The organism is Allobosea sp. CS1GBMeth4 (assembly GCF_900185715.1).
Lineage (GTDB): Bacteria > Pseudomonadota > Alphaproteobacteria > Rhizobiales > Beijerinckiaceae > Allobosea.
Map to the genome: position 1 here is coordinate 255,097 of NZ_FYAS01000025.1, position 20,779 is coordinate 275,875.

Below are 20,779 nucleotides of genomic sequence, written 5' to 3' on the forward strand. Positions count from 1 at the left end.
GCGGAAGGTGCCCGCTCGGGGCCCCTTCCGGCAAGCGCGTCCGTCGTCAATTGTCGTGATCGTTACGATCAACCCGCGCGAACACGCCGCCGCGCCCGGGCGGCGCCGGAGAGAGACGGCCGGGTCAGGCCGCGGCCTTGTTCTTGATGGCGCCGATGATCGCGGTGAGGATCGCGCCGCCGGCGCCGCCGCTGATCAGGTTGGTGAGGATGCCGCCGACGCTGAGATTGCCGCCCTGCGCCGCCGCCGAGATCGCCGGCAGCAGGATCGGGATGAGCTGACCGAGCACGCCGCCGCCGACCAGGCCGGCGATGGTGTTGCCGAGCGTGCCGATATCGAAGGTCGGCGAGGCCTTGCCTGCCGCATTGCCGCCGATCGCGCCGGCGACCAGGTTCATCAGGATCTGTTCCATGTTCAATCCCTCAGCCAGGGTGGATGGCGGAGGGAGGATGCGCCTGCACGGGTGGCGGGGCAACACGCGAAGCGACTCGTTTCCCGGAAATGCACCGGGAAGTTGCGGCTCAACCCAGCGCGATCGCCGAGATCAGCCGTCCGTAATCCGCCTCCTGCCGGTGCGTCGTGCGGCGATAGCTGTAGAAGCGCTGCTCGTCGCCATAGGTGCACAGGGCGAGATCGTAGAAGCGGCCGATGCCGGCCTCCTGGGCGCGGTGGGCGATGAAGGCCGGCAGGTCGAACATCGCATGCGCCGGCCGCTCCGAGGCATGGAAGAAGCGCGCGAAGGTCGCGTTCTCGCCCTTGAAGCGCTCGACGAATTCCGGGCCGACCTCATAGGCGGCGGCGCTGATCGTCGGCCCGAGCACGGCGATGATGCGCTCGCGCCGGGCGCCGAGCTTTTCCATCTCGGTCACGGTCGCGCCGATCACTCCCGCAAGGGTGCCCTTCCAGCCGGCATGGGCCGCGCCGATCACGCCGGCTTCGGCATCGGCGAACAGGATCGGGCCACAATCGGCGGTCGAGATGCCGAGCGCGACGCCGTGCGCGATCGAGACCATTGCGTCGGCCCTCGGCCGCTCCGCCGGCCATGAGCCGGTGACGATCGCGACATCCGCCGAATGCACCTGATGGACGCTGACCAGCCGGTCGGCCTCGACACCCATCTGCTTCGCCATGCGGGCGCGATTCTCGGTGACGAGCCGCTGGTCGTCGTTCGAGCCGAGCCCGCCGTTCAGCGAAGCATAGATTCCGGTCGACACGCCCCCTTCGCGGGTGAAGAAGGCATGGCGGATGCCGGGCTCAAGGGCGAGGTCCGGAGAGGTGATGAACATGGCGGCACATCCGTTTCGGCTCAGCTCTGCTCTGGCAGGCGATGAAGGTCAAATCCGGGCAGGAGCGGCAATGTCGGATCGCCGACCGCGAGCACCTTGAACAGCTCGCCCATCGCCGTCGGCCCGGTGGCGATCAGACGCTGGACGCCACGCGCGAGCGACGCGGCCTGCTCCGGCGTCGCGCGCCGGGACAGCGCCTCGAGCCGTTGCCGAAGGCCGAGCGCCAGCAGGAAATCGCGCTGTGTCACCGGGCCATGCGCCGCGCCGCCGGCGGCCAGCCCCGCCTGCGCCATGCGGGCGAAGTCGACATGGACGGTGAGGTCGGCGTCGCCCGGCTCGGCCAGCACGTCGACGAAGGCATGGCGCTTCAGCGCCTGCAGCGTGTCGCCGAAGCCGGAGTGGGCCGGCCCGTAATCGATGAAGAGACCGGCGCCGCCTCCGGCCGCGACGTGCCGGGCAACGGCCGAGACCGCCTCCAGCGCTGCCAGCGGTTGTTCAAATACGGAGCCGGCTGGTGCCGCGTCTTCCTCCCTCCCTTGCGGGAGAAGATGGCCCGCAGGGCCGGATGAGGGGTCGCTCGGGTTGGAAACGCTGGCGGCCTTTGTCGGCGATGCACTGGCAGCGTCGAAAGACCCCTCACCCCAACCCTCTCCCGCACCGAAGTCGGCTGTTGCCGACTTCGGCACTTTAAGATGCTGATCTCGGGCAGGCCCGAGATCAGTAGGAGAGGGGGCATATTGCGCCAAGCCAAAGGTCAGCGCCCCGTTCTGATCCAATCCCACCAGCCGCTCGCGCCAGCCTTCCGGTGTGCGGACGAACTGGTCGAGCGGGAGCGCGTCGAGGAATTCGTTGGCGACGACGATCGCCGGCCCTTCGAGCGCTCCTTCGATGCGCTCATGCCAGTGCGGAGCCGCACCGCTCGCGGCGAGCGTCGCCCTTTGCCGCTCGCGCAGCACCGGGCTCGTTTCGACCAGATGCACCGAAAGCGCCTCGCGGAAGCCCGGCAAGGCCCGCGCCGCCCGCAGCATGTCCTGCATCAGCGTGCCGCGCCCCGGGCCGAGCTCGACGAGGCGGATCGACCTCGGCTCGCCCATCATCTGCCAGACGCTCGCGGCCCACAGGCCGATGAGCTCTCCGAAGATCTGGCTGATCTCGGGAGCGGTGGTGAAGTCGCCCTGCGCGCCGAACGGGTCCTGCTTCATGTAGTAGCCATGGCGCGGGTGGCCGAGGCAGAGCGCCATGTAGCGCGAGACGCTGATCGGGCCCTCCTGCCGGACCAGCTCTGCCAGCTCCTGCGCCAAGGTACTCCTGCTCACGCTCACGACTGCGCCCGCCTCCGCCGCGACCACAGGACCAGGGCGAGCCCGGCGAAGAACAGCGGCAGCGACAAAAGCATGCCCATGGTCAGCCCGCCGCCGGTGCCGCCGGCGGTGTCGAACAGGAAGCCGAGCTGCGGGTCCGGCTCGCGGAAGAACTCGCAGGCGATGCGCGCCACCGCATAGCCCATGCCGAACAGGCCGGAGACCAGCCCTGGCCGCTTCAGCCCGCCGAAGCGCGCGACGAGGCCGAGCAGGATGAACAGCACGATGCCTTCGCCGAAGGCTTCATAGAGCTGGCTCGGATGGCGCGGCACCGGCCCGGCATCGGGGAAGATCATCGCCCAGGGCACGTCCGGCGCCGGCCGGCCCCAGAGCTCGGCATTGACGAAATTGGCGATGCGGCCGAGGAAGAGGCCGATCGGCACCACGGTGGCGGCGAGATCGAAGACGCTCAGCGCCGGATAACCGCGCCGCCTGGCGAAGAGCCAGAGGCCGAGCGTCGCGCCGACGAGCCCGCCATGGAAGGACATGCCGCCCTGCCAGACCTGGACGATGTCCTGCGGCCGGGCGAGATAGCGCTCGAGATCGTAGAACAGCACGAAGCCGAGCCGGCCGCCGAGCACGACGCCGAGCGCGACGAAGAGCAGCATGTCGTCGAGCTGCTCCGGCGCCGGCCGCGCCCGCCCGCCCCACAGGCTCTCCGCCGCCACCAGCCTGCGGCAATACCACCAGCCGCCGAGCAGTCCGGCGACATAGGCGAGCCCGTACCATTTGATCGCGACCGGTCCGAGCTGCAGCGCGACCGGATCGATCACCGGGAAGGGAATGGCGAAGACGGGCATGGGCACGGATCCGAGGCTGGCTTTCTTTCAGCCCTCATATCGGGGAGCCGCGCCAGCGGCGTCTCGAAGGGCTCCAGCTGGCTCCGGACCAGGTGCAGCATCCTTCGAGACGCGATCCTGCGGATCGCTCCTCAGGACGAGGGCTCGAATAGGGCGGCGGCGACTTGGCAGCGCCGCGACGGAGAGGTCAAGCCAAATTCCGCCGCACTCCTGACATGACGAAGCGGCTGCGGCATCCTACATGCAGGCCATGAATCGCGAACGCCCAGACGACGTGCCGGAAGAGGAATTCGAGGACGAGGAGGAGCTCCTTCCTGCGCCCGAAGCCGCGCCCGAGCCCGGCGAGGCCGCCCCCGGCGCGCTCAAGGCCGGGATCGAGGTGATCGCCGACTTCGCCCGGCATCTGCCGAACAGGCCGGGCGTCTACCGGATGTTCGACCGTGCCGGCGAGGTGCTCTATGTCGGCAAGGCCAAGAGCCTGAAGAACCGCGTCTCGGCCTATGCCCGCGGCATGGCGCACACCAATGCGGTGGCGCGCATGATCGCCGAGACGGCGAACATGGAGTTCGTCACCACCGGCACCGAGACCGAGGCGCTGCTGCTCGAATCGAACCTGATCAAGCAGCTCAGGCCGCGCTACAATGTGCTGCTGCGCGACGACAAATCCTTCCCTTACATCTTCCTCTCGGGCGACCATCCCGCGCCGCAGATCGCCAAGCACCGCGGCTCGCGCCAGCGCAAGGGCGACTATTTCGGCCCCTTCGCCTCGGTTTGGGCGGTGGAGCGCACCATCGACGCGCTGCAGAAGGCCTTCCTGCTGCGGTCCTGCTCGGACAGCTATTACGAGAACCGCACCCGCCCCTGCCTGCTTTTCCAGATCAAGCGCTGCTCCGGCCCCTGCACCGGCGAGATCTCGCATACCGACTATCAGGCGCTGGCCGATCAGGCGCGCGACTTCCTCTCCGGCCGCTCCACGGCGGTGAAGCAATTGCTGTCCCAGCGCATGCAGGCGGCGGCCGAGGAGCTCGAATTCGAGAAGGCGGCGCGCTATCGCGACCGGCTGGCGGCGCTCTCGGCGGTGCAGGCCGGGCAGGACATCAATACGCAAGGGGTCGAGGAGGCCGACGTCTTCGCCATCGACGAGCAGGCCGGGCAGTTCTGCGTCGAGATCTTCTTCTTCCGCAACAAGCAGAACTGGGGCAACCGCGCTCTCTTTCCGCGCGCCGACAGGAGCCTGACCCCGGCCGAGGTGCTGGCTTCGGTCGTCACCCAGTTCTATGACGACAAGCCGCCGCCGAAGCTCGTCCTGCTCTCCCACGAACTGGCCGAGGCCGAGCTGATCGCCGAGGCGCTCTGCGCCCGCGCCGGCCGCAAGGTCGAGCTCGCCACGCCCAAGCGCGGCGAACGGCGCGACCTCGTCGCCCATGCCCGGAAGAACGCGCATGAGGCGCTCGCCCGCAAGCTCGCCGACAGTGCCGGCCAGCAGAGCCTGCTCAATGCCCTCGGCGCCGCCTTCGGCCTGGCTAAGGCGCCGCGCCGGGTCGAGGTCTACGACAACTCGCACATCATGGGCACCAACGCCGTCGGCGGCATGATCGTCGCCGGGCGGGACGGCTTCATGAAGAGCCATTACCGTACCTTCAACATCTCGGCCGACACCATCGCCGGCGACGATTTCGGCATGATGCGCGAGGTGCTGAAGCGGCGGTTCTCGCGGCTGGCGAAAGAGAGCGGGGTTGCGCTGGCGCTTGCCGATGAAGGCGCTTCGGCCGATGCCGTCGCCTCGATTCCGCCGACGCTCGCCCAGCCGGACGCCCCCCGCCCCTACCCCTCCCCCCAAGGGGGAGGGGTGGAGCCTCGTCCGGAGAACGAGGAGCCCGACGACACCGCCTTTCCCTCCCGCCCCGACCTCGTCATCGTCGACGGCGGCAAGGGCCAGTTCGAGGCGGCGCGCAGGATCATGGCCGAGTGCGGCGCGAGCGACATCGCGCTCGTCGCCATCGCCAAGGGCGAGGACCGCAACGCCATGCGCGAGACCTTCTTCATGGTCGGCAAGGAGCCTTTCAAGCTGCCGCCGCGCGATCCCGCCCTGTTCTTCATCCAGCGCCTGCGCGACGAGGCCCACCGCTTCGCCATCGGCACGCACCGCGCCAAGCGCAAGCGCGAGATCAAGACCAACCCGCTCGACGAGATTCCGGGCATCGGCCCCTCGCGCAAGCGCGCGCTGCTGCTGCATTTCGGCACGGTCAAGGCGATCCAGCGCGCCAAGCTCGACGACCTCATGAGGACGCCCGGCGTCAACGCCGCGACGGCAAAGGCGGTGCATGCCCATTTCCATGAGCATTAATGCTCAGATCCGGTCATATCGGGGCGTCGGCCCGGACAAGCCGCGCCAGCGCCGCCGCTCCGGAATTCATCGTAGGGCGCCGAGCCTTGCGATGGATTCCGGCGCTCCGCGGCGCCTCTCCTCGGGCCGGACGAAGGCCGGACCCGGGCGCTGCGGCCGGAATGACGGCGAAGTTTTGGCTGAGAGTTCTCCGGCGAGAATGGCGGGGTCACGCTCTTGCGTGTTGACGCTGTCATGAGGGCGCTGTTTTGGTGGTTGCCGTGACGAGTCTCAACGAAGCCATCCGCCGCCGGGGACCGTGGTCCCTGCCGAACCTCCTCACCTATGGCCGGATCCTCGCGATTCCGGCGCTGGTAGCGCTGCTGTTCTGGCCCTGGGACGCCTGGGCACGCTGGACGGCGCTGGGGATCTATGTCGCGGCCGCCGTCACCGACTATCTCGACGGCTGGCTCGCCCGCGCCTGGAGCCAGCAATCGGCGATCGGCCGCATGCTCGACCCGATCGCCGACAAGCTGCTCGTCTGCGCCCTCCTGCTGATGCTCGTCCATACCGAGACGATCAAGGGCTGGGCGATCTGGGCGGCGATCGTCATCCTCTGCCGCGAGATCCTGGTCTCGGGCCTGCGCGAGTTCCTGGCCGAGCTCAAGGTCAGCGTCCCCGTCAGCAGGGTCGCCAAATACAAGACCACGGCGCAATTGTTCGCGCTCGGCTTCCTTGTCGCCGGCCCCGCCGGCGACAAGGTCCTGCCGCACAATACCCAGATCGGGCTGGTGATGCTCTGGATCGCGGCGCTGCTGACGATCTATACCGGCTGGGACTATTTCAACGCGGGCATCCGCCATCTCGTCGACGAGGATACGCGCGGGCCATGAGGATTGCGGCCACCGAGCCTGCCAGCCTGCGGCTGGTCTATTTCGCCTGGGTCCGCGAGCGCATCGGCCTCGCGGACGAGACCGTCACGCCGCCCTCCGGCACGGCCACCGTCGCCGATCTCGTGCGCTGGCTGAAGACCCGCGGCGAGGGCTACGAGCTGGCGTTCGAGAACGAAGCGATCGTGCGCGCCGCCATCGACCAGACCCACGCCAAGCCCGCCACGGCGATCGCCGGCGCCCGCGAGATCGCCTTCTTCCCGCCGATGACCGGCGGCTGAGCCGGTGAGCGGAGGCGCATCCGTCATTCCGGGGCGCTGCATGGCAGCGAGCCCGGAACCCATGACCACGACGTCAGCCGATCAGGCGCAACCGCGGCGATGGTACCCTCTCGACCCGGCATCGTGGTCATCGGTTCCGGGCTCGCGCCTGCGGCACGCCCCGGAATGACGGAGGCCACGATGACCCCGCTCGTCCGCATCCAGCGCGAGGATTTCGATGTCGGCGCCGAGATCGCGGCGCTGACGCGCGGCGGCGCGGATATCGGGGCCGTCGTCAGCTTCACCGGCCTGTGCCGCGACGAGAGCGGCCGGCTGGCCGCCCTGGAGCTCGAGCACTATCCCGGCATGGCGGAAGCCGAGATCGGGCGTGTTGCGGCCGAGGCCGCCGCACGCTGGCCGCTGCTCGGCCTCGTCGCCATCCACCGCTTCGGGCTGATCAGGCCGGGCGAGCAGATCGTGCTGGTGATCGCGGCCTCCAGCCATCGGCGCGCCGCCTTCGAGGCCGCCGACTTCCTGATGGATTATCTCAAGACACGCGCCCCGTTCTGGAAGCGCGAGCACCTCGCCGACGGCAGGCTCGGCGGCTGGGTCGAGGCCAAGGCGGATGACGACGATGCGGCGAAACGCTGGGACCAGGGCTCCTGATCCGATGACCTCCCTCCTGCGCGGCAGCGCCCTGGCATTGTTGCCGGCGCTCGCCCTGCCGACGCTCGCCCTCGCCGCGGTTCCCGAGCCGAAGGGCTTCCGCGACTGGATGGCCGGCTGCGACAATGTGAAGAGCTGCGCGGCGCTCTCGATTCCGCCGGAGGCTGCCGACACCACCGCCTATCTGCGCCTCGAGCGCCCCGCCGGCCCGGATGGCGCGATAAGCCTGGTCCTGCGGCTGCGCGGCGACTGGAAGAAGCCTCCGGCGGCCGTCACGCTCAAGCTCGACGGCGCACCCTTCCCCGCCGCCGGCAGGTCGTTGCCGGCCACCGCCGACGGCGATCTCGCCTCCGTGACCTTCCAGCCCGCCGACATCGCGGCCTTCGTCGAGGCCGCGCGCAAGGCGACGAAGCTGGCGGTCGCCGCTCCCGGCCTGTCGGCCGAGGTCTCGCTCTCCGGCGCCGTCGCGGCGCTGCTCTGGATCGACGAGCAGCAGGGCCGGCTCAACACGCCTTCGGCCCTGATCCGCAAGGGCAGCGCCGGCACGGCTCCGGCCGCCCCTGCCCTGCCGGTGATCACGGCGAGGCCGGCGAGCGGCAGCCTGTCGGAGAAGGACGCCAGGGCCCTCGCCGCGGCGCTGCGCAAGCAGCTCAGGCAGCGCGATCCGGATCAGTGCGAGGACGACGACATGTCGACCTCCGGCGACCGGGCCTGGCCGCTGGACGCACGGCGCAGCCTCGTCGCTCTGACCTGCTCGCGCGGCGCCTACAACGCGACGAGCGGCTTCTGGACGGTCGAGAACGGCGCGGTGGCGACGGCCAAACCGGTCGACTTTCCCGAGAACGGCAGCGAGAAGAACATGCTGGTCAATGCCGAATTCGAGCCGAAGACCGGCCGGATCGACTATTTTTCCAAGGGCCGCGGCCTCGGCGATTGCGGCGCCGCCGGCGGCTATGCCTGGACCGGCGCGAGCTTCGTCCTGACCGGGCTCAGCATGATGGGCGAATGCCGCGGCATCGGCCCCGACGACTGGATCACCCTGTTCCGCAGCGAGGTGAGAGTGGCGAAGTAAAGGATACGGCACTAACCGTCATGCTCGCCCCAGGGGCGAGCATCCACGTCTTGAACACCGCACTTGCGGGAAGGAAGACGTGGATGGTCGGGACAAGCCCGACCATGACGATGCAGTGCTATGCTCAGGCCGCGGCCCGGGACTTCTGCCGGACCTCGTCCGAATAATCCTCCATGATCACCTTGCCCATATTGCCGGTGATGAAGCTGTAGGGGCCGATCTCCGAGACCAGCGTCACCTCGGCGGCCGAGCCGGTGATGAAGCACTCGCTGAAGCCCTCGAGTTCCTCCGGCCGGATGCGGCGCTCGACCACCTCGAAGCCGCGCTTCCTGCACAGCTCGATCACCGACTGGCGGGTGATGCCGTTCAGGAAGCGGTCGGCCAGCGGGGTGTGGACCACGCCGTCCTTGACGAAGAAGATGTTGGCGCCGGTGCATTCGGCGACATTGCCTTCCCAGTCGAGCATCATCGCGTCGGCATAGCCGGCGCGCTCCGCCTTGTGCTTGGACAGCGAGCAGATCATGTAGAGGCCCGCCGCCTTGGCATGGACCGGCGCGCAGGCCGGATCGGGCCGGCGATAGGGCGCGAGATCGAGCCGCACGCCCTTCAGCTTCTGCGCCATGTCGAACATGCTCGGCCACTCCCACACGGCGATCGCCGTATGGATGGTGTTGTTCATGCCGGAGACGGCCATCATCTCCGAGCCGCGCCAGGCCACCGGGCGGAGATAGGCATCCTTCAGCCCGTTCTCCTTCAGGCAGAGATATTTGGCGGCGTCGATCTCGGCGACCGAATAGGGGATGGTGAAATCCATGATCTCGGCCGATTTGTGGAAGCGCTGCGAGTGCTCCGTCGACTTGTAGATCACGCCGTCATAGGCCCGCTCGCCCTCGAAGACGCAGGAGCCGTAATGCAGGCCATGCGTGAGTACGTGCACCTTGGCCTCCTTCCACGGCACGAGCTTGCCGTCGAACCAGATGACGCCGTCGCGCTGGTCGAAAGGAATGACAGACATGGTACAGTCCTCCAGGGTGTTTTTCTTGCAGGCACTCCGCCACAGGCCGGAAAGGCGTGCAAGCGCGGTATCTATGCTGCGCCGGGACCGGCGCCCGCGACATAATCGGTCGCCCCGCGTCCTTGACCGGTAATCTTGCGTCTGAGATATGTCAACAAGGCTGACATAAAAAATGAGCGCCCCGTTGAGCACCCCCGTATTGCATCCAGCTTCTGCTTCCCCGCCGGAGACGCCGCGCGCCGAGGTGCCCTACGATCTGATCGAGCTCTTCTTCTTCGCCTATCGCGACTTCGTCGGCGACCCCGACCGCATCCTCGCCGATTTCGGCTTCGGCCGGGCGCATCACCGCGTGCTGCATTTCGTCCAGCGCCGCCCCGGGCTGACCATCGCCGAGCTGCTCGACATCCTGCAGATCACCAAGCAGAGCCTCAACCGCGTGCTCAAGGAGCTGGTCGAGACCGGCTTCGTCGAGCAGCGGCCCGGCGCGCGCGACAAGCGCCAGCGCCGGCTCCATGCCACCGCCGCCGGCAGCGAGCTCGCCACCCGCCTGGCCGAGCTGCAGGCGCGCCGCATCGCCCGCGCCCTGGCCGCCGCCGGCCCCGACGCGGCCCCGGCGATCCAGCGCTACCTCGCCGCCATGATCGACCCCGCCGCCCGCAAGACCTTGCTGGCATCGCAGGACGGGTCGACCTGAACCGCGTCCTGGTCCAGAATCGGGTTCCGGCCGGCGATCCGGCCCGACCGCAACCGCAAGGGGATCACCGAATGGCGCCGAGCGGCCCGCGCAGCCCGATTCCGGACGAGGCCCCCCATATCCTGGTGATCGACGACGATCGCCGCCTGCGCGACCTGCTGGCCCGCTTCCTCGGCGACCACGGCTACCGCGTCACCACGGCGGCCAGCGCGGCCGAGGCCGATTCCCGGCTCGGCCATCTCGTCTTCGACGCCATGGTGCTGGACGTGATGATGCCCGGCGAGAACGGCTTCGACTTCGCCCGCCGCCTGCGCCGCAACTCGCAGGTGCCGATCCTGATGCTGACCGCCCGGGCCGACAGCGTCGACCGCATCAACGGTCTCGAGATCGGCGTCGACGACTATCTCGCCAAGCCCTTCGAGCCGCGCGAGCTGCTCCTGCGCCTCGGCAACGTCCTGAAGCGCAGCGCGCCGCCCGAGGCGCCCGCCAGCCCGGCCCGGCCCGACTATGTCCGCTTCGGCCCCTTCGTCTACGGCCTCGCCCGCGGCGAGCTGCGCCAGGGCGAGGACTCGATCCGCCTGACCGAGCGCGAGCGCGAGATCCTCACCACCCTGGCCGAGCGCGCCGGCGAGCACGTTCCGCGCGAGCAGCTCGCCGCCCAGGGCTCGGCCGCCAACGACCGCACCATCGACGTGCAGATCAACCGCCTGCGCCGCAAGATCGAGCGTGACCCGGCCGACCCGCTCTATCTCCAGACCGTCCGCGGCATCGGCTACCGCCTCATCGTCGACAGGGCCTGACCGGCATGGCGGACGCTTCGCTCAGGCGTCGGCTGATCCCGCTCGCCGGCAGGCTGAGGACGGGGCTGCGCGCCGGCCTGAACCAGCTCGCCCGGGCGCTCACGGCGATGTCGGCACCGCTGCGGCGCCTGCCGAACCGGCCGGTGCGCGCCCTCGGACGCATCATGCCGAAGGGGCTCTATCCGCGCGCCCTCGTCATCGTCATCGCGCCGGTCGTGCTGCTGCAATCGGTCATCGCCTATGTCTTCATGGAACGGCACTGGCAGACGGTGACGCAGCGCCTCTCCTCCGCCGTCTCCTCGGAGATCGCGACGCTGATCGACGTCTATGAGAGCTATCCGCAGGACGACCAGGCGACGGTGCTGGGGCGGATCGCCGAGGAGCGGCTCGGCATGGATGTCGAGATCCTGCCCGACACCGACCTGCCGGCCCCGGGGCCACGGCCCTTCTTCTCGCTGCTCGACAGCGCGCTCTCGGCCGAGCTCGCCCAGCAGGTCAAGCGCCCCTTCTGGCTCGACACGGTCGGCCGCTCCAGCCTGATCGAGATCCGCATCAAGCTCGGCAAGGACGTGATGCGGGTGCTGACCCGGCGCAGCCAGGCCTATGCCTCGAACAGCCACATCTTCCTGCTCTGGATGATCGGCACCTCGCTGATCCTGCTCACCATCGCGGTGCTGTTCCTGCGCAACCAGATCCGGCCGATCCTGCGCCTCGCCGACGCGGCCGAGGCCTTCGGCAAGGGGCGTGACGCCGAGTTCCGGCCGCGCGGCGCGCGCGAGGTCCGCCGCGCCGGCAATGCCTTCATCGAGATGAAGCGGCGCATCGAACGTTCGATCGGCGAGCGCACCATGATGCTGAACGGCGTCAGCCATGATCTGCGCACCATCCTGACCCGCTTCAAGCTCTCGCTCGCGCTGCTCGACCGATCTCCCGATCTCGAGGCGCTCGAGAAGGATGTCGACGAGATGAGCCGCATGCTCGAGGATTATCTCGCCTTCGCCCGCGGCGATGCCGGCGAGGCGCCGGTCGAGACCGACATCCGCGCCCTGCTCGAGACGCTCAAGGCCGATGCCGAGCGCCAAGGCCACCAGACCGAGCTCGCCGTCATCGGCGACCCGCTGGTCGTGGTCCGTCCGGACGCGATCCGGCGCCTGCTCACCAATCTCGTTTCGAACGCCGCCCGCTTCGGCGACCGCATCGCCATCCGCGCCACCCATGATGCGCGCTATCTCATCGTCATGGTCGACGATGACGGGCCGGGCATCGCGCCGGAACTGCGCGAGGACGTGTTCCGGCCGTTCTTCCGGGTCGACGAGGCCCGCAATGTCGACGGCGGCGGCACCGGGCTCGGCCTCGCCATCGCCCGCGACATCGCGCGCTCGCATGGCGGCGACATCATCCTCGGCGACTCCCCGCTGGGGGGCCTGCGGGCGACCGTGAGGTTGCCGGTCTGAGCGGACGGATGGGCTGGCGCGGAACCACGCCGTCTTTCCGGGGCACGCCAAAGGCGTGAGTCCGGAACCCGTGAACACGACGCCCTCGACGCAGCGCGAAGACCGCCGCGCGGCGACGACAACGGCCGGTGGTCATGGGTTGCGGGCTCTTTGCTCCGCAAGGCCCGGGAATGACGGGTGCTGGCTCAGTGGCTCCAAAGGGCCTTGCGGGCCGAGCTGTTGACCCGCTCGACGTCGCTGCGCGACAGGGCGATGTCGGACAGCGCCGCATCGTCCATGCGGTAGAGCGCCCGCGCGCTGGCCCGCGCCGTCAGCCAGTCCTCAAGGCGGAGGAACAGCCCGGACAGGCCGTGCGGCCCATGCTGCGGCGCGGAGAACGAAAGATTTTCTGTGGCGATCCTGGCCGGCATCGCGGCCTCCTGTCTCGACTTTTCTACCTGTAATTTGGGGATTGCCGCGCTCGGAAGCAAATGAGAACTTCTTCGCCTCAGCCCAAGCGGAGCTTGGTCACTCGATGATTCGTCGCCACTTGCCACCGCTGACCTCGCTGCGCGCCTTCGAAGCCGCGGCCCGGCATCTCAACTATGAGCGGGCGGGCGACGAGCTCGCCGTCACCGCCAGCGCCGTCGGCCAGCAGGTCAAGGCTCTGGAGGGCTGGCTCCAGCGCCCTCTCTTCACCCGCCTGCCGAGCAAGGGCATCGCCCTGACGGCCCTCGGCCAGCGCTATGCCGCCGCGATCTCGCAGGTGCTCGACCAGCTCGACGACGCCACGGCGCGGGCGCTGCGGCCGGACGCGGCGAACGTGCTGACGGTCAGCACCATGCCGAGTTTCGCCCTGAGCTGGCTGATCCCGCGGCTCGGTTCGCTCAAGCAGCGTCATCCGGAGCTGGAGGTGCGCATCTCCGTCTCGCTGCACCTCACCGATTTCGCCCGCGAGGACGTCGACATCGCCATCCGCTACGGGCAGGGCGCCTATGCCGGGCTGCGTTCCGAGCTGCTGATGGCGGAGAGCTTCTTTCCGGTCTGCAACGCGGCGCTCCTCGACGATCCGGCGCGCCCGCTGCGCGAGCCGTCCGACCTCGGCCACCACACGTTGCTGCACGAGATCGCCGAGGGCATCCCGGAATATGTGAGCTGGCCGCAATGGCTCGCCTTCGCCGGCGTCCACGACGTCGACGCGACCCACGGGCCGCGCTTCTCGCACACCTTCCTCGCACTGCAGGCCGCCGCCTCCGGCCAGGGCATCGCGCTCGCGACCAGCGCCCTGATCGGCGATTATCTCGAGGCGGGACGCCTCGTGCGCCCGTTCCCGCAGCAGCTCCCGGGCGCCTATCAATACTACGTGGTCTGCCCCGAGACGGTCGCTGACCGGCCGGCGATCGCCGCCTTCCGGCGCTGGATCCACGACGAGGCCGCCAAGCACGCGGCGCTGCTCCGGTCGTCCGACAGCCAGCGTTGACCCCGCGCCGCGCTCAGCTCTCCGGCCTGATCACCGGCAGCTGCTGCAGCCGGGCAGCGGCGTGGTCGAGGAAGGCCCGCACCTTCGGCTGGAGGTGCTGCCCGCCCGGCACCACGAGCTGGACCGGCGAGGCCGGCGGCTCCCAGTCCCGCATCACCCGCACCAGCGTGCCGGCGTCGAGGTCCGGCACGGCCTGATAGGACAGGGCGCGCGCCAGGCCACGGCCGGCGCGCGCCGCGATCAAGGCCGACTCGATATCGTTGACGATCAGCCGCGGCGTCACTGCCACGGTCGATTGGCGCCCGCCGCCGGCGAAGCGCCAGAGCATGGTCTGCCCGGCGGCGATGCTGGCGATGGTATCGTGCCCGGCGAGGTCGGCGGGCCGCCGCGGCGTGCCGCGGCGTTCGAGATAGGCCGGCGCCGCCACCAGCACGCGCCGGACCTCCCCGACCTTGCGCGCCACCAGCCGCGAGCTCGGCAGGGCGCCGATCCGCACCGCCAGATGCAGGCCCTCCTCGATCAGGTCGAGATTGCGGTCGGCCTGCACCAGCTCGATCTGGATCTCCGGGTGCAGATCGAGGAATTCGACGACCACCGGGGTGACATGGCGCCGGCCGAACGCCGTCGGCGCCGTGATCCTGATCAGGCCGCGCATCGGAGTATCGGTCACGCCCGAGAGCGAGGCCTCGTATTCGGCGAGGATCGTGCGGGCACTGGCGGCGAGCGCGCGGCCGGCCTCGGTCGGCATCAGCTGCCGCGTGGTGCGGGCGATCAGCCGCGCGCCGGCGCGTTCCTCCAGTGCGGCGAGGGCCCGCGTCACCGCCGGCCGCGAGCGCCTGAGCTGTCGCGCCGCGCCGGCGAGGCTGCCACTGTCGATGATCGCCACGAAGATCGCGAGTTCGTCCAGCCGATCCATGTCGTTCCGCCAGTTGGAATTCTGATTTGCCAGACTACCAGCTACTGCCCCGCTTCTGAAACAATCAGAGTCCTCCCGTCACCACCGGGAGGCCCTGATGACCCAGGCGAAGATCACCCTGCACGGCACTGCACTGTCCGGCCATACCCACCGCGTCGAGCTGCTGCTGCGCGCCCTCGGCCTCGGCTTCGAGTTCGTTCCCGCCCCGGCCGAGATCCGTCGCAGCGAGGCCTTCCGCAAGCTCAATCCGCTCGGGCAGATCCCGGTGCTCCAGGACGGCGACGTCACCCTGGCCGACAGCAACGCCATCCTGGTCTACCTGGCGAAGCGCTACGCGCCGCAGAGCGACTGGATCCCGCAGGAGCCCGTGGCTGCGGCGCAGATGCAGCGCTGGCTCTCGATCGCGGCGGGCGAGGTCATGCATGGCCCGGCGGTCGCCCGCATGATCGCGCAGTTCGGCTTCGCCGACGACCCGGCCCGGGCCGAGCGCATCGCCGCGCGCCTGCTCGCCTTCATGGACGAGCATCTCGCCGGCCGCAGCTTCCTCGCGGCCGAGCATCCGACGCTCGCCGACCTCGCCTGCTATTCCTACGTCGCGCATGCGCCGGAAGGCGGCATCCCGCTGGAGCCCTATCCGGCGGTTCGGGCCTGGCTGAAGCGCGTCGAGGCCCTGCCCTTCTTCAAGCCGATCCCGCCCTCGCCGATCCCCGCGAGGGGCTGAGGTCCCATGGACGCCTCTCCCTTCCATGCGGGCGAGCTGGAGGCCCAGGCCCGGGCCGGCGAGAGCGCCCGCGGCAGCGGCATCCGCGACTTCATGCCGGACCAGCATCGCGACTTCTTCGCCCTGCTCCCCTATCTGTTCGCGGCCGGGCGCGACGCGGCGGGCAGGCCGATCGCCACCATGCTCACCGGCCCGGAAGGCTTCGTCTCCAGCCCGACCCCGAACGCCCTCGCCATCGCCGCGCTGCCGGATTCCGGCGACCCGGCCGACGCGGCGCTGAGCGGCGGCGCACCGATCGGCCTGCTCGGGCTCGACCTGCGCACCCGCCGGCGCAACCGCGCCAACGGCGTCATCGCCGCGCGCAGCGCCGACGGGCTGAGGGTCACGGTGAGCCAGAGCTTCGGCAATTGCGCCAAGTACATCCAGCTCAGGCAGCATGTGGCGGCGCCGGGCCCGGCGCAGGCGAGCGAGGCGCTCGGCGGACTGGACGAGGCGGCACGCGAGCTGATCGCGTGGTCGGACACGCTCTTCATCGCCAGCGGCTCGCCGGACGGGCTCGACATCTCGCACCGCGGCGGCAGGCCGGGATTCGTCCGGATCGAGGGCGAGCGGCTGACCGTGCCGGACTTCGCCGGCAACAGCTATTTCAACACCTTCGGCAATCTGCTGCGCGAGCCGGCGGCGGCCTTGCTCTTCATCGATTTCGCCACGGGCGACCTGCTGCAGCTGCAGGGCATGGCCGAGATCGTCTGGAACGGCCCGGAGCCGGCGGAGCTCGGCGGCGCCCGGCGCCTGCTGCATGTCGAGATCACGCGCGCCTGGCGGCGCAGGGCGGCCCTGCCCCTGCGCTGGGGCGAGGCGGAGCCGGCGCCGACCACATTGGCGACGGGGAGCTGGCGGCGAGACGGCGCTGTCTAACCGCGCCCTCAGTACAGGCGTCCGCCATCCGGCACGTCGAGCGAAGGACCGATCAGCACGACCTCGCTATCGGCATCCGGCACGCCCAATGTCAGCACCTCGGACATGAACTTGCCGATCTGGCGCGGCGGGAAGTTGACCACCGCCAGCACCTGCCGGCCCGGGAGCTCCTCGGGCCGGTAGTGCTTCGTGATCTGGGCCGAGGATTTCCTACGGCCGATCGTGCCGCCGAAATCGATCACCAGCTTGATCGCCGGCTTGCGCGCCTCCGGAAACGGAGCGGCCTCGACGATGGTGCCGACACGGATGTCGACCTTGAGGAAATCGTCGAAGCCGATCTGCGCGGCAATCTGTGTAGCCTCGGTCAAAATTCCTCCCAGCCGCTGTCGCCACCATTGGCGACCTTGCGCGCGGCACTGCCATGGTTCGGGGCGGGCGCGGCCGCCGCGGCACGCGCCGGGCGCGGCGCAGGCGCCGCAGCCCGCGCCATCTTGCCCGCCATCGCCTTCAAGGCAACCACGTCGCCGCCGAGCCGGAAGCGCCCGACCAGCCCCGCCAGCCTGTCGGCCTCCTGCGCCAGCGCCTGCGAGGCGGCGGTCGACTGCTCGGCCATGGCGGCGTTCTGCTGGGTCGCCTGGTCCATCTCGTTGACGGCGGTATTGACCTCCTGCAGCCCGGTCGCCTGCTCCTGCGCGGCCGAGGCGATCTCGGCGACGAGCGAGGTCACGCGGGTGATCTCGCCCGACATGCGCTCGAGCGCGCTGCCGGTCTGGCCGACCAGGGCGACGCCCTTCTCGACCTCGGCGCTGGAGGCGGTGATCAGCCCCTTGATCTCCTTGGCCGCCTCGGCCGAGCGCTGGGCGAGCGCCCGGACCTCCGAGGCGACGACGGCGAAGCCCTTGCCGGCATCGCCGGCGCGCGCCGCCTCGACCGAGGCGTTGAGCGCGAGCAGATTGGTCTGGAAGGCGATCTCGTCGATGACGCCGACGATCTGCGAAATCTCGTCGGCCGATTTCTCGATGCCGCCCATCGCCGCGACCGCGTCGCGGACGATCTCGCCGGACTGCTCGGCCTCGGCCTTGACCTGGGTGGTGGCATGGCTCGCCTGGCGCGCGCCTTCGGCGGTCTGGCGCACGGTCGCGGTCAGCTGGTCGAGCGCGGTCGCGGTCTCCTCCACCGAGGAGGCCTGCTGCTCGGTGCGGCTGGCGAGATCGTCGGCCGCCTGGCTGATCTCGCCGGCGCCGGCCTTCATGCTCTCGGTATTGGTCGCGATCTGCCGCATCGTCTCTTCCAGATGCGCCATGGCCGCGTTGAAATCGTCCTTGAGCTTGACGTATTCGGCGCTGAACGGCTCCTGGATCCGGTAGGTGAGGTCGCCCTCGGTCAGGCGCTCCATGCCGGCGCCGAGCGCCTCGACGACGATCGCCTGCTTCCTGGCCTCCTCGCCGCGCTGCGCCTCGTTGAGGTTGCGCTGCGTATCGACGGCCCGGCGCTGCTCGCCGGCCTCGGCCTCGGCCTGCGCCTTCTCGGCCTCGACCTGTTGCTTCGTCAGCGCCGCATCGCGGAAGACGACGAGCGCGCGCGCCATGCTGCCGACCTCGTCCCGGCGCTCCTGATGCGAAATCGTGGTGTCGAGACGCCCCGAGGCGAGCTCGCTCATCGTGCCCGCCAGCGCGCGCAGCATCGCGGAGGCGCGGCGGCTCAGGAAGATCACGAGCGCGAGCATGGCGAGGCCGATCGGCACGAGGACCTTGGCGACATCGGTCATCGTGCGGAAGAACGCCGCATCGACGTCATGGACGTGCATCCCCGAGCCGACCACCCACTGCCATTTCGGGATGCCGACGACATAGGCGATCTTGAGGGAGGGCTCCTTGTCGCCGGCCTTCAGCCAGCCATAGTCGATGAAGCCCTCGTTCTGCGCCTTGACCAGCGCGACCATGTCCTGGACGAAGAGCTTGCCATCCGCGTCCTTGAACGCGCCCATATCCGTCGACTGGATCTTCTTGTTGGCGTGCAGGACGCTGATGTTGTCGTAGTTGACGACGAAATAGTAGTTCCCGCTGTCGAAACGGGCATGGCCGATGGCCTCCAGCGCCAACTTCTTGGCCTCGTCCTCCTTGAGCTCGCCCGCCTCGGCCCGGGCCAGATAGCTCTTGACCGTCGTGCCGGCGGCCTCGACGAGATTCTTCATCTCGGCCCGCTTGAGCGCGATCATGTCGACGCGCGCCTGGCGGAGCGTCAGGCCGACGCTGAGGATGGCGATGGCCGCGGCCAGGATCGCGACCAGGCCGAAGGAGCGGCCGATCGACAGCTCCGCGAGTTTCTTGAACAGTGACATGGCCGCCCCTCCCGAACGTGATTCTTCACATTCGGGAGAAGCCGCTAATGGCTGATTAACAGTGCCGCCATTCCGCCACAATCCGGACCCCTGCGGCGGTCTGCCGCCGCGGTCAGATCGCCGGCGCGTAGTCGTCGCTCTCCTCTCCCGGCATGCGCTCCCGTCGCGGCGTCCGGCGGACGCCCGAGCAGAGCGCGCGGGCGAGCCCGCGCAGCGGCGCCGTCAGCCGGTGGACGTCCTCGACGCGCGCCATGATCCGCCCCGCCGTCCTCAGCTCGCGGTCGAGCCTCGCCATCGTGCGCGACAGGTCCGGCTCGTCATCCTCCAGCCAGGTGTCGAGCACGCGGGCCATCAGCAGCGCCGCCCCCTGGACGCGGACGGAGCCGAGATCGTCTTCCGTCGGAATGCCGGCCGAGGACAGCAGATAGCGCCAGGAGTTCAGCGAATTGCGCCCGAGCGCGGCGAGCGCCAGCGGCTGGCGTCGCAGATGCGGCAGCAGCGCCTTCAGCCCCGCCTTGTAGGGCGCCAGCGCGTCGAGCCGGCGCATCACCAGGTCGAAGACACGCTCCTTGTAGGATTCGTCGAGCAGATCGTCGGAGCTGCCGGCGAGCACCGCATCGTCGAGGATGCGCCCGAGGCCGCCGAGAATCGCGAGCTTCGAAGGGAAGAGGCCGCGCAGCTCGGCGAGGCTGATCCCGGCTTCGCGGGCAATCGCCGGCAGCTCGATCTCGTCCCAGCCCTGCGTCGCGGCGAGGCGGAACAGGGCGTCGACCACGGCGCGCCGCGGCTCGGGCCTGGCCGCAGGCTTCTCGGCCTCGGGGGAAACGGGTTTGCGCGCCATCAGCTTCTCTCCTGTCGCGAGCGGATGGAGAGAAGCTAAGGCGTGGCCGGGCCGCTTGAAAGGGCGCTTCAGCCGGAGAGTTCCTCGGCGCGGCGTTTGGCGGCCGCGACGGCTCGCCGCATCAGCGGCGCCAGGCCGTTCTCCGCCATCAGCACCTCCAGCGCGGCGGCGGTCGTGCCGCCCGGCGAGGTCACGTTCTGGCGCAGCGTCGCCGGCGGCAGCGGCGACTGGAACAGCATCTCGCCGGCGCCTTCCACCGTGGCGCGCGCCAGCCGCTCGGCGAGCTCGGCCGGCAGGCCGGCGGCGGTGCCGGCGGCGGCGAGGCATTCGACCACGTGGAAGACATAGGCCGGGCCCGAGCCCGAAACGGCCGTGACCGCATCGATCAGCCCCTCGTCGGACAGCCATTCGACCCTGCCGACGCCGGCGAGCAATGCGTCGGCCAGCTGCCGCTGCGCCTCGCCGACGCCCTCCCCCGCCGCCGCGGCGGTGACGCCGCGCCCGACCGAGGCGGGCAGGTTCGGCATGGCGCGGACGATCGCGCCGGCACTGGGCAGGCGGGCGGAGAGATCGCCGAGCGTCTTGCCGGCGAGAATCGAGATCAGCAGGGTCTTCGGCCCGATCAGCGCCTGGACGGAGGGCGCGGCCGTGTCGAGCATCTGCGGCTTGGTCGCCAGCACCACCACCTCGGCCGGGGTCGGGGCGGCCGGGTTGACCGACATGCCCTCGGCGGCGGCGAGCGCCAGCATCGCATCCGAGACATGCGGATCGATCAGCGTGATCCCCCCGCCCTTCACGCCGATGCGGAGCCAGCCTTCGAGCATGGCGCCGCCCATCTTGCCGGCACCGACGAGGGTGAGCGTTTGCGGAAGCGGGCTGGCCATGGCGTCTCTCCGGTCGGTGCGCGGTTGCGCACGGACCTGAACCGCCAAGCGCGGCCCGGGTCAAGCCCGGGCGCC

Annotated in this window: 22 protein-coding genes; 11 read left to right on the forward strand and 11 right to left on the reverse strand. The window is 69.8% G+C overall.

Going from position 1 to position 20,779, the window contains the following annotated elements:
• Positions 1–124: 124 nt before the first annotated feature.
• The 4 genes from CS1GBM4_RS14990 to lgt all read right to left on the reverse strand — a co-directional run bounded on the left by CS1GBM4_RS14990 (position 125) and on the right by lgt (position 3,447).
• The gene (locus CS1GBM4_RS14990) at positions 125–412 is read right to left on the reverse strand and encodes a hypothetical protein (protein ID WP_186419530.1); all 288 of its coding nucleotides are present in this window, start codon (positions 410–412) and stop codon (positions 125–127) included.
• A 109-nt stretch (positions 413–521) separates the two neighbouring features.
• Complete coding sequence (gene pgeF / locus CS1GBM4_RS14995; protein WP_186419531.1) at positions 522–1,286, reverse strand: peptidoglycan editing factor PgeF; 765 nt, start codon at positions 1,284–1,286, stop codon at positions 522–524.
• Between the two features lie 20 nt (positions 1,287–1,306).
• On the reverse strand, positions 1,307–2,527 hold the full coding sequence (locus tag CS1GBM4_RS15000) for an SAM-dependent methyltransferase (protein ID WP_186419532.1): 1,221 nt from the start codon (positions 2,525–2,527) through the stop codon (positions 1,307–1,309).
• A gap of 77 nt (positions 2,528–2,604) precedes the next feature.
• Positions 2,605–3,447: a prolipoprotein diacylglyceryl transferase gene (lgt, locus tag CS1GBM4_RS15005; RefSeq protein ID WP_186419533.1), complete on the reverse strand. Its 843-nt coding sequence runs from the start codon at positions 3,445–3,447 to the stop codon at positions 2,605–2,607.
• Positions 3,448–3,697: 250 nt separating this feature from the next.
• On the opposite strand from lgt, the gene uvrC reads away from it, so the two are divergent.
• From uvrC to CS1GBM4_RS15030, 5 genes are all read left to right on the forward strand, one after another.
• On the forward strand, positions 3,698–5,794 hold the full coding sequence (uvrC, locus tag CS1GBM4_RS15010; RefSeq protein ID WP_186419804.1) for an excinuclease ABC subunit UvrC: 2,097 nt from the start codon (positions 3,698–3,700) through the stop codon (positions 5,792–5,794).
• A gap of 260 nt (positions 5,795–6,054) precedes the next feature.
• Positions 6,055–6,666, forward strand: coding sequence for a CDP-diacylglycerol--glycerol-3-phosphate 3-phosphatidyltransferase (gene pgsA / locus CS1GBM4_RS15015; protein WP_244607238.1), 612 nt, complete (start codon positions 6,055–6,057; stop codon positions 6,664–6,666).
• A gap of 26 nt (positions 6,667–6,692) precedes the next feature.
• Positions 6,693–6,944, forward strand: a complete 252-nt coding sequence (moaD, locus tag CS1GBM4_RS15020) for a molybdopterin converting factor subunit 1 (protein ID WP_186419805.1) — start codon at positions 6,693–6,695, stop codon at positions 6,942–6,944.
• A 180-nt stretch (positions 6,945–7,124) separates the two neighbouring features.
• Entirely contained in the window at positions 7,125–7,589 is a 465-nt protein-coding gene (locus tag CS1GBM4_RS15025; RefSeq protein WP_186419535.1) for a molybdenum cofactor biosynthesis protein MoaE, read from the forward strand.
• 4 nt (positions 7,590–7,593) lie between these two features.
• A complete protein-coding gene (locus tag CS1GBM4_RS15030; protein ID WP_186419536.1) occupies positions 7,594–8,661 on the forward strand; it encodes a DUF1176 domain-containing protein in 1,068 nt (355 codons plus the stop codon).
• Between the two features lie 124 nt (positions 8,662–8,785).
• Here the strand turns inward: CS1GBM4_RS15030 and CS1GBM4_RS15035 are convergent, their stop codons facing one another.
• A complete protein-coding gene (locus CS1GBM4_RS15035) occupies positions 8,786–9,676 on the reverse strand; it encodes a branched-chain amino acid aminotransferase (protein ID WP_186419537.1) in 891 nt (296 codons plus the stop codon).
• A gap of 172 nt (positions 9,677–9,848) precedes the next feature.
• Between CS1GBM4_RS15035 and CS1GBM4_RS15040 the strand changes: the two genes are divergently transcribed.
• The 3 genes from CS1GBM4_RS15040 (at position 9,849) to CS1GBM4_RS15050 (ending at position 12,624) form a co-directional block, all read left to right on the forward strand.
• The gene (locus CS1GBM4_RS15040) at positions 9,849–10,370 is read left to right on the forward strand and encodes a helix-turn-helix domain-containing protein (protein ID WP_186419538.1); all 522 of its coding nucleotides are present in this window, start codon (positions 9,849–9,851) and stop codon (positions 10,368–10,370) included.
• Between the two features lie 71 nt (positions 10,371–10,441).
• A complete protein-coding gene (locus tag CS1GBM4_RS15045) occupies positions 10,442–11,170 on the forward strand; it encodes a response regulator (protein ID WP_186419539.1) in 729 nt (242 codons plus the stop codon).
• A gap of 107 nt (positions 11,171–11,277) precedes the next feature.
• Complete coding sequence (locus CS1GBM4_RS15050) at positions 11,278–12,624, forward strand: ATP-binding protein (RefSeq protein WP_186419806.1); 1,347 nt, start codon at positions 11,278–11,280, stop codon at positions 12,622–12,624.
• 185 nt (positions 12,625–12,809) lie between these two features.
• Here the strand turns inward: CS1GBM4_RS15050 and CS1GBM4_RS15055 are convergent, their stop codons facing one another.
• Positions 12,810–13,034, reverse strand: a complete 225-nt coding sequence (locus tag CS1GBM4_RS15055; RefSeq protein ID WP_186419540.1) for a DUF1127 domain-containing protein — start codon at positions 13,032–13,034, stop codon at positions 12,810–12,812.
• 104 nt (positions 13,035–13,138) lie between these two features.
• Here CS1GBM4_RS15055 and gcvA point away from each other — a divergent pair, with 104 nt between their 5' ends.
• Positions 13,139–14,083, forward strand: coding sequence for a transcriptional regulator GcvA (gene gcvA, locus CS1GBM4_RS15060; RefSeq protein ID WP_210201585.1), 945 nt, complete (start codon positions 13,139–13,141; stop codon positions 14,081–14,083).
• A 13-nt stretch (positions 14,084–14,096) separates the two neighbouring features.
• Here the strand turns inward: gcvA and CS1GBM4_RS15065 are convergent, their stop codons facing one another.
• Positions 14,097–14,999, reverse strand: a complete 903-nt coding sequence (locus tag CS1GBM4_RS15065; RefSeq protein ID WP_186419541.1) for a LysR family transcriptional regulator — start codon at positions 14,997–14,999, stop codon at positions 14,097–14,099.
• A gap of 97 nt (positions 15,000–15,096) precedes the next feature.
• Between CS1GBM4_RS15065 and CS1GBM4_RS15070 the strand changes: the two genes are divergently transcribed.
• Positions 15,097–15,720: a glutathione S-transferase gene (locus CS1GBM4_RS15070; protein ID WP_186419542.1), complete on the forward strand. Its 624-nt coding sequence runs from the start codon at positions 15,097–15,099 to the stop codon at positions 15,718–15,720.
• Between the two features lie 6 nt (positions 15,721–15,726).
• Positions 15,727–16,638, forward strand: coding sequence for a pyridoxamine 5'-phosphate oxidase family protein (locus CS1GBM4_RS15075; protein ID WP_186419543.1), 912 nt, complete (start codon positions 15,727–15,729; stop codon positions 16,636–16,638).
• Positions 16,639–16,646: 8 nt separating this feature from the next.
• Here the strand turns inward: CS1GBM4_RS15075 and CS1GBM4_RS15080 are convergent, their stop codons facing one another.
• The 4 genes from CS1GBM4_RS15080 to proC form a co-directional block, all read right to left on the reverse strand.
• A complete protein-coding gene (locus CS1GBM4_RS15080) occupies positions 16,647–17,006 on the reverse strand; it encodes a tRNA-binding protein (protein WP_186419544.1) in 360 nt (119 codons plus the stop codon).
• Entirely contained in the window at positions 17,003–18,979 is a 1,977-nt protein-coding gene (locus CS1GBM4_RS15085; protein WP_186419545.1) for a methyl-accepting chemotaxis protein, read from the reverse strand. Before CS1GBM4_RS15085 ends, CS1GBM4_RS15080 begins: the two co-directional genes overlap by 4 nt.
• 112 nt (positions 18,980–19,091) lie before the next feature.
• Positions 19,092–19,820 carry a TetR/AcrR family transcriptional regulator gene (locus tag CS1GBM4_RS15090; RefSeq protein ID WP_186419546.1) on the reverse strand — a complete coding sequence of 243 codons (729 nt, stop codon included), beginning with the start codon at positions 19,818–19,820 and terminating at the stop codon, positions 19,092–19,094.
• Between the two features lie 68 nt (positions 19,821–19,888).
• On the reverse strand, positions 19,889–20,704 hold the full coding sequence (proC, locus tag CS1GBM4_RS15095) for a pyrroline-5-carboxylate reductase (protein ID WP_186419547.1): 816 nt from the start codon (positions 20,702–20,704) through the stop codon (positions 19,889–19,891).
• Positions 20,705–20,779: the final 75 nt, after the last annotated feature.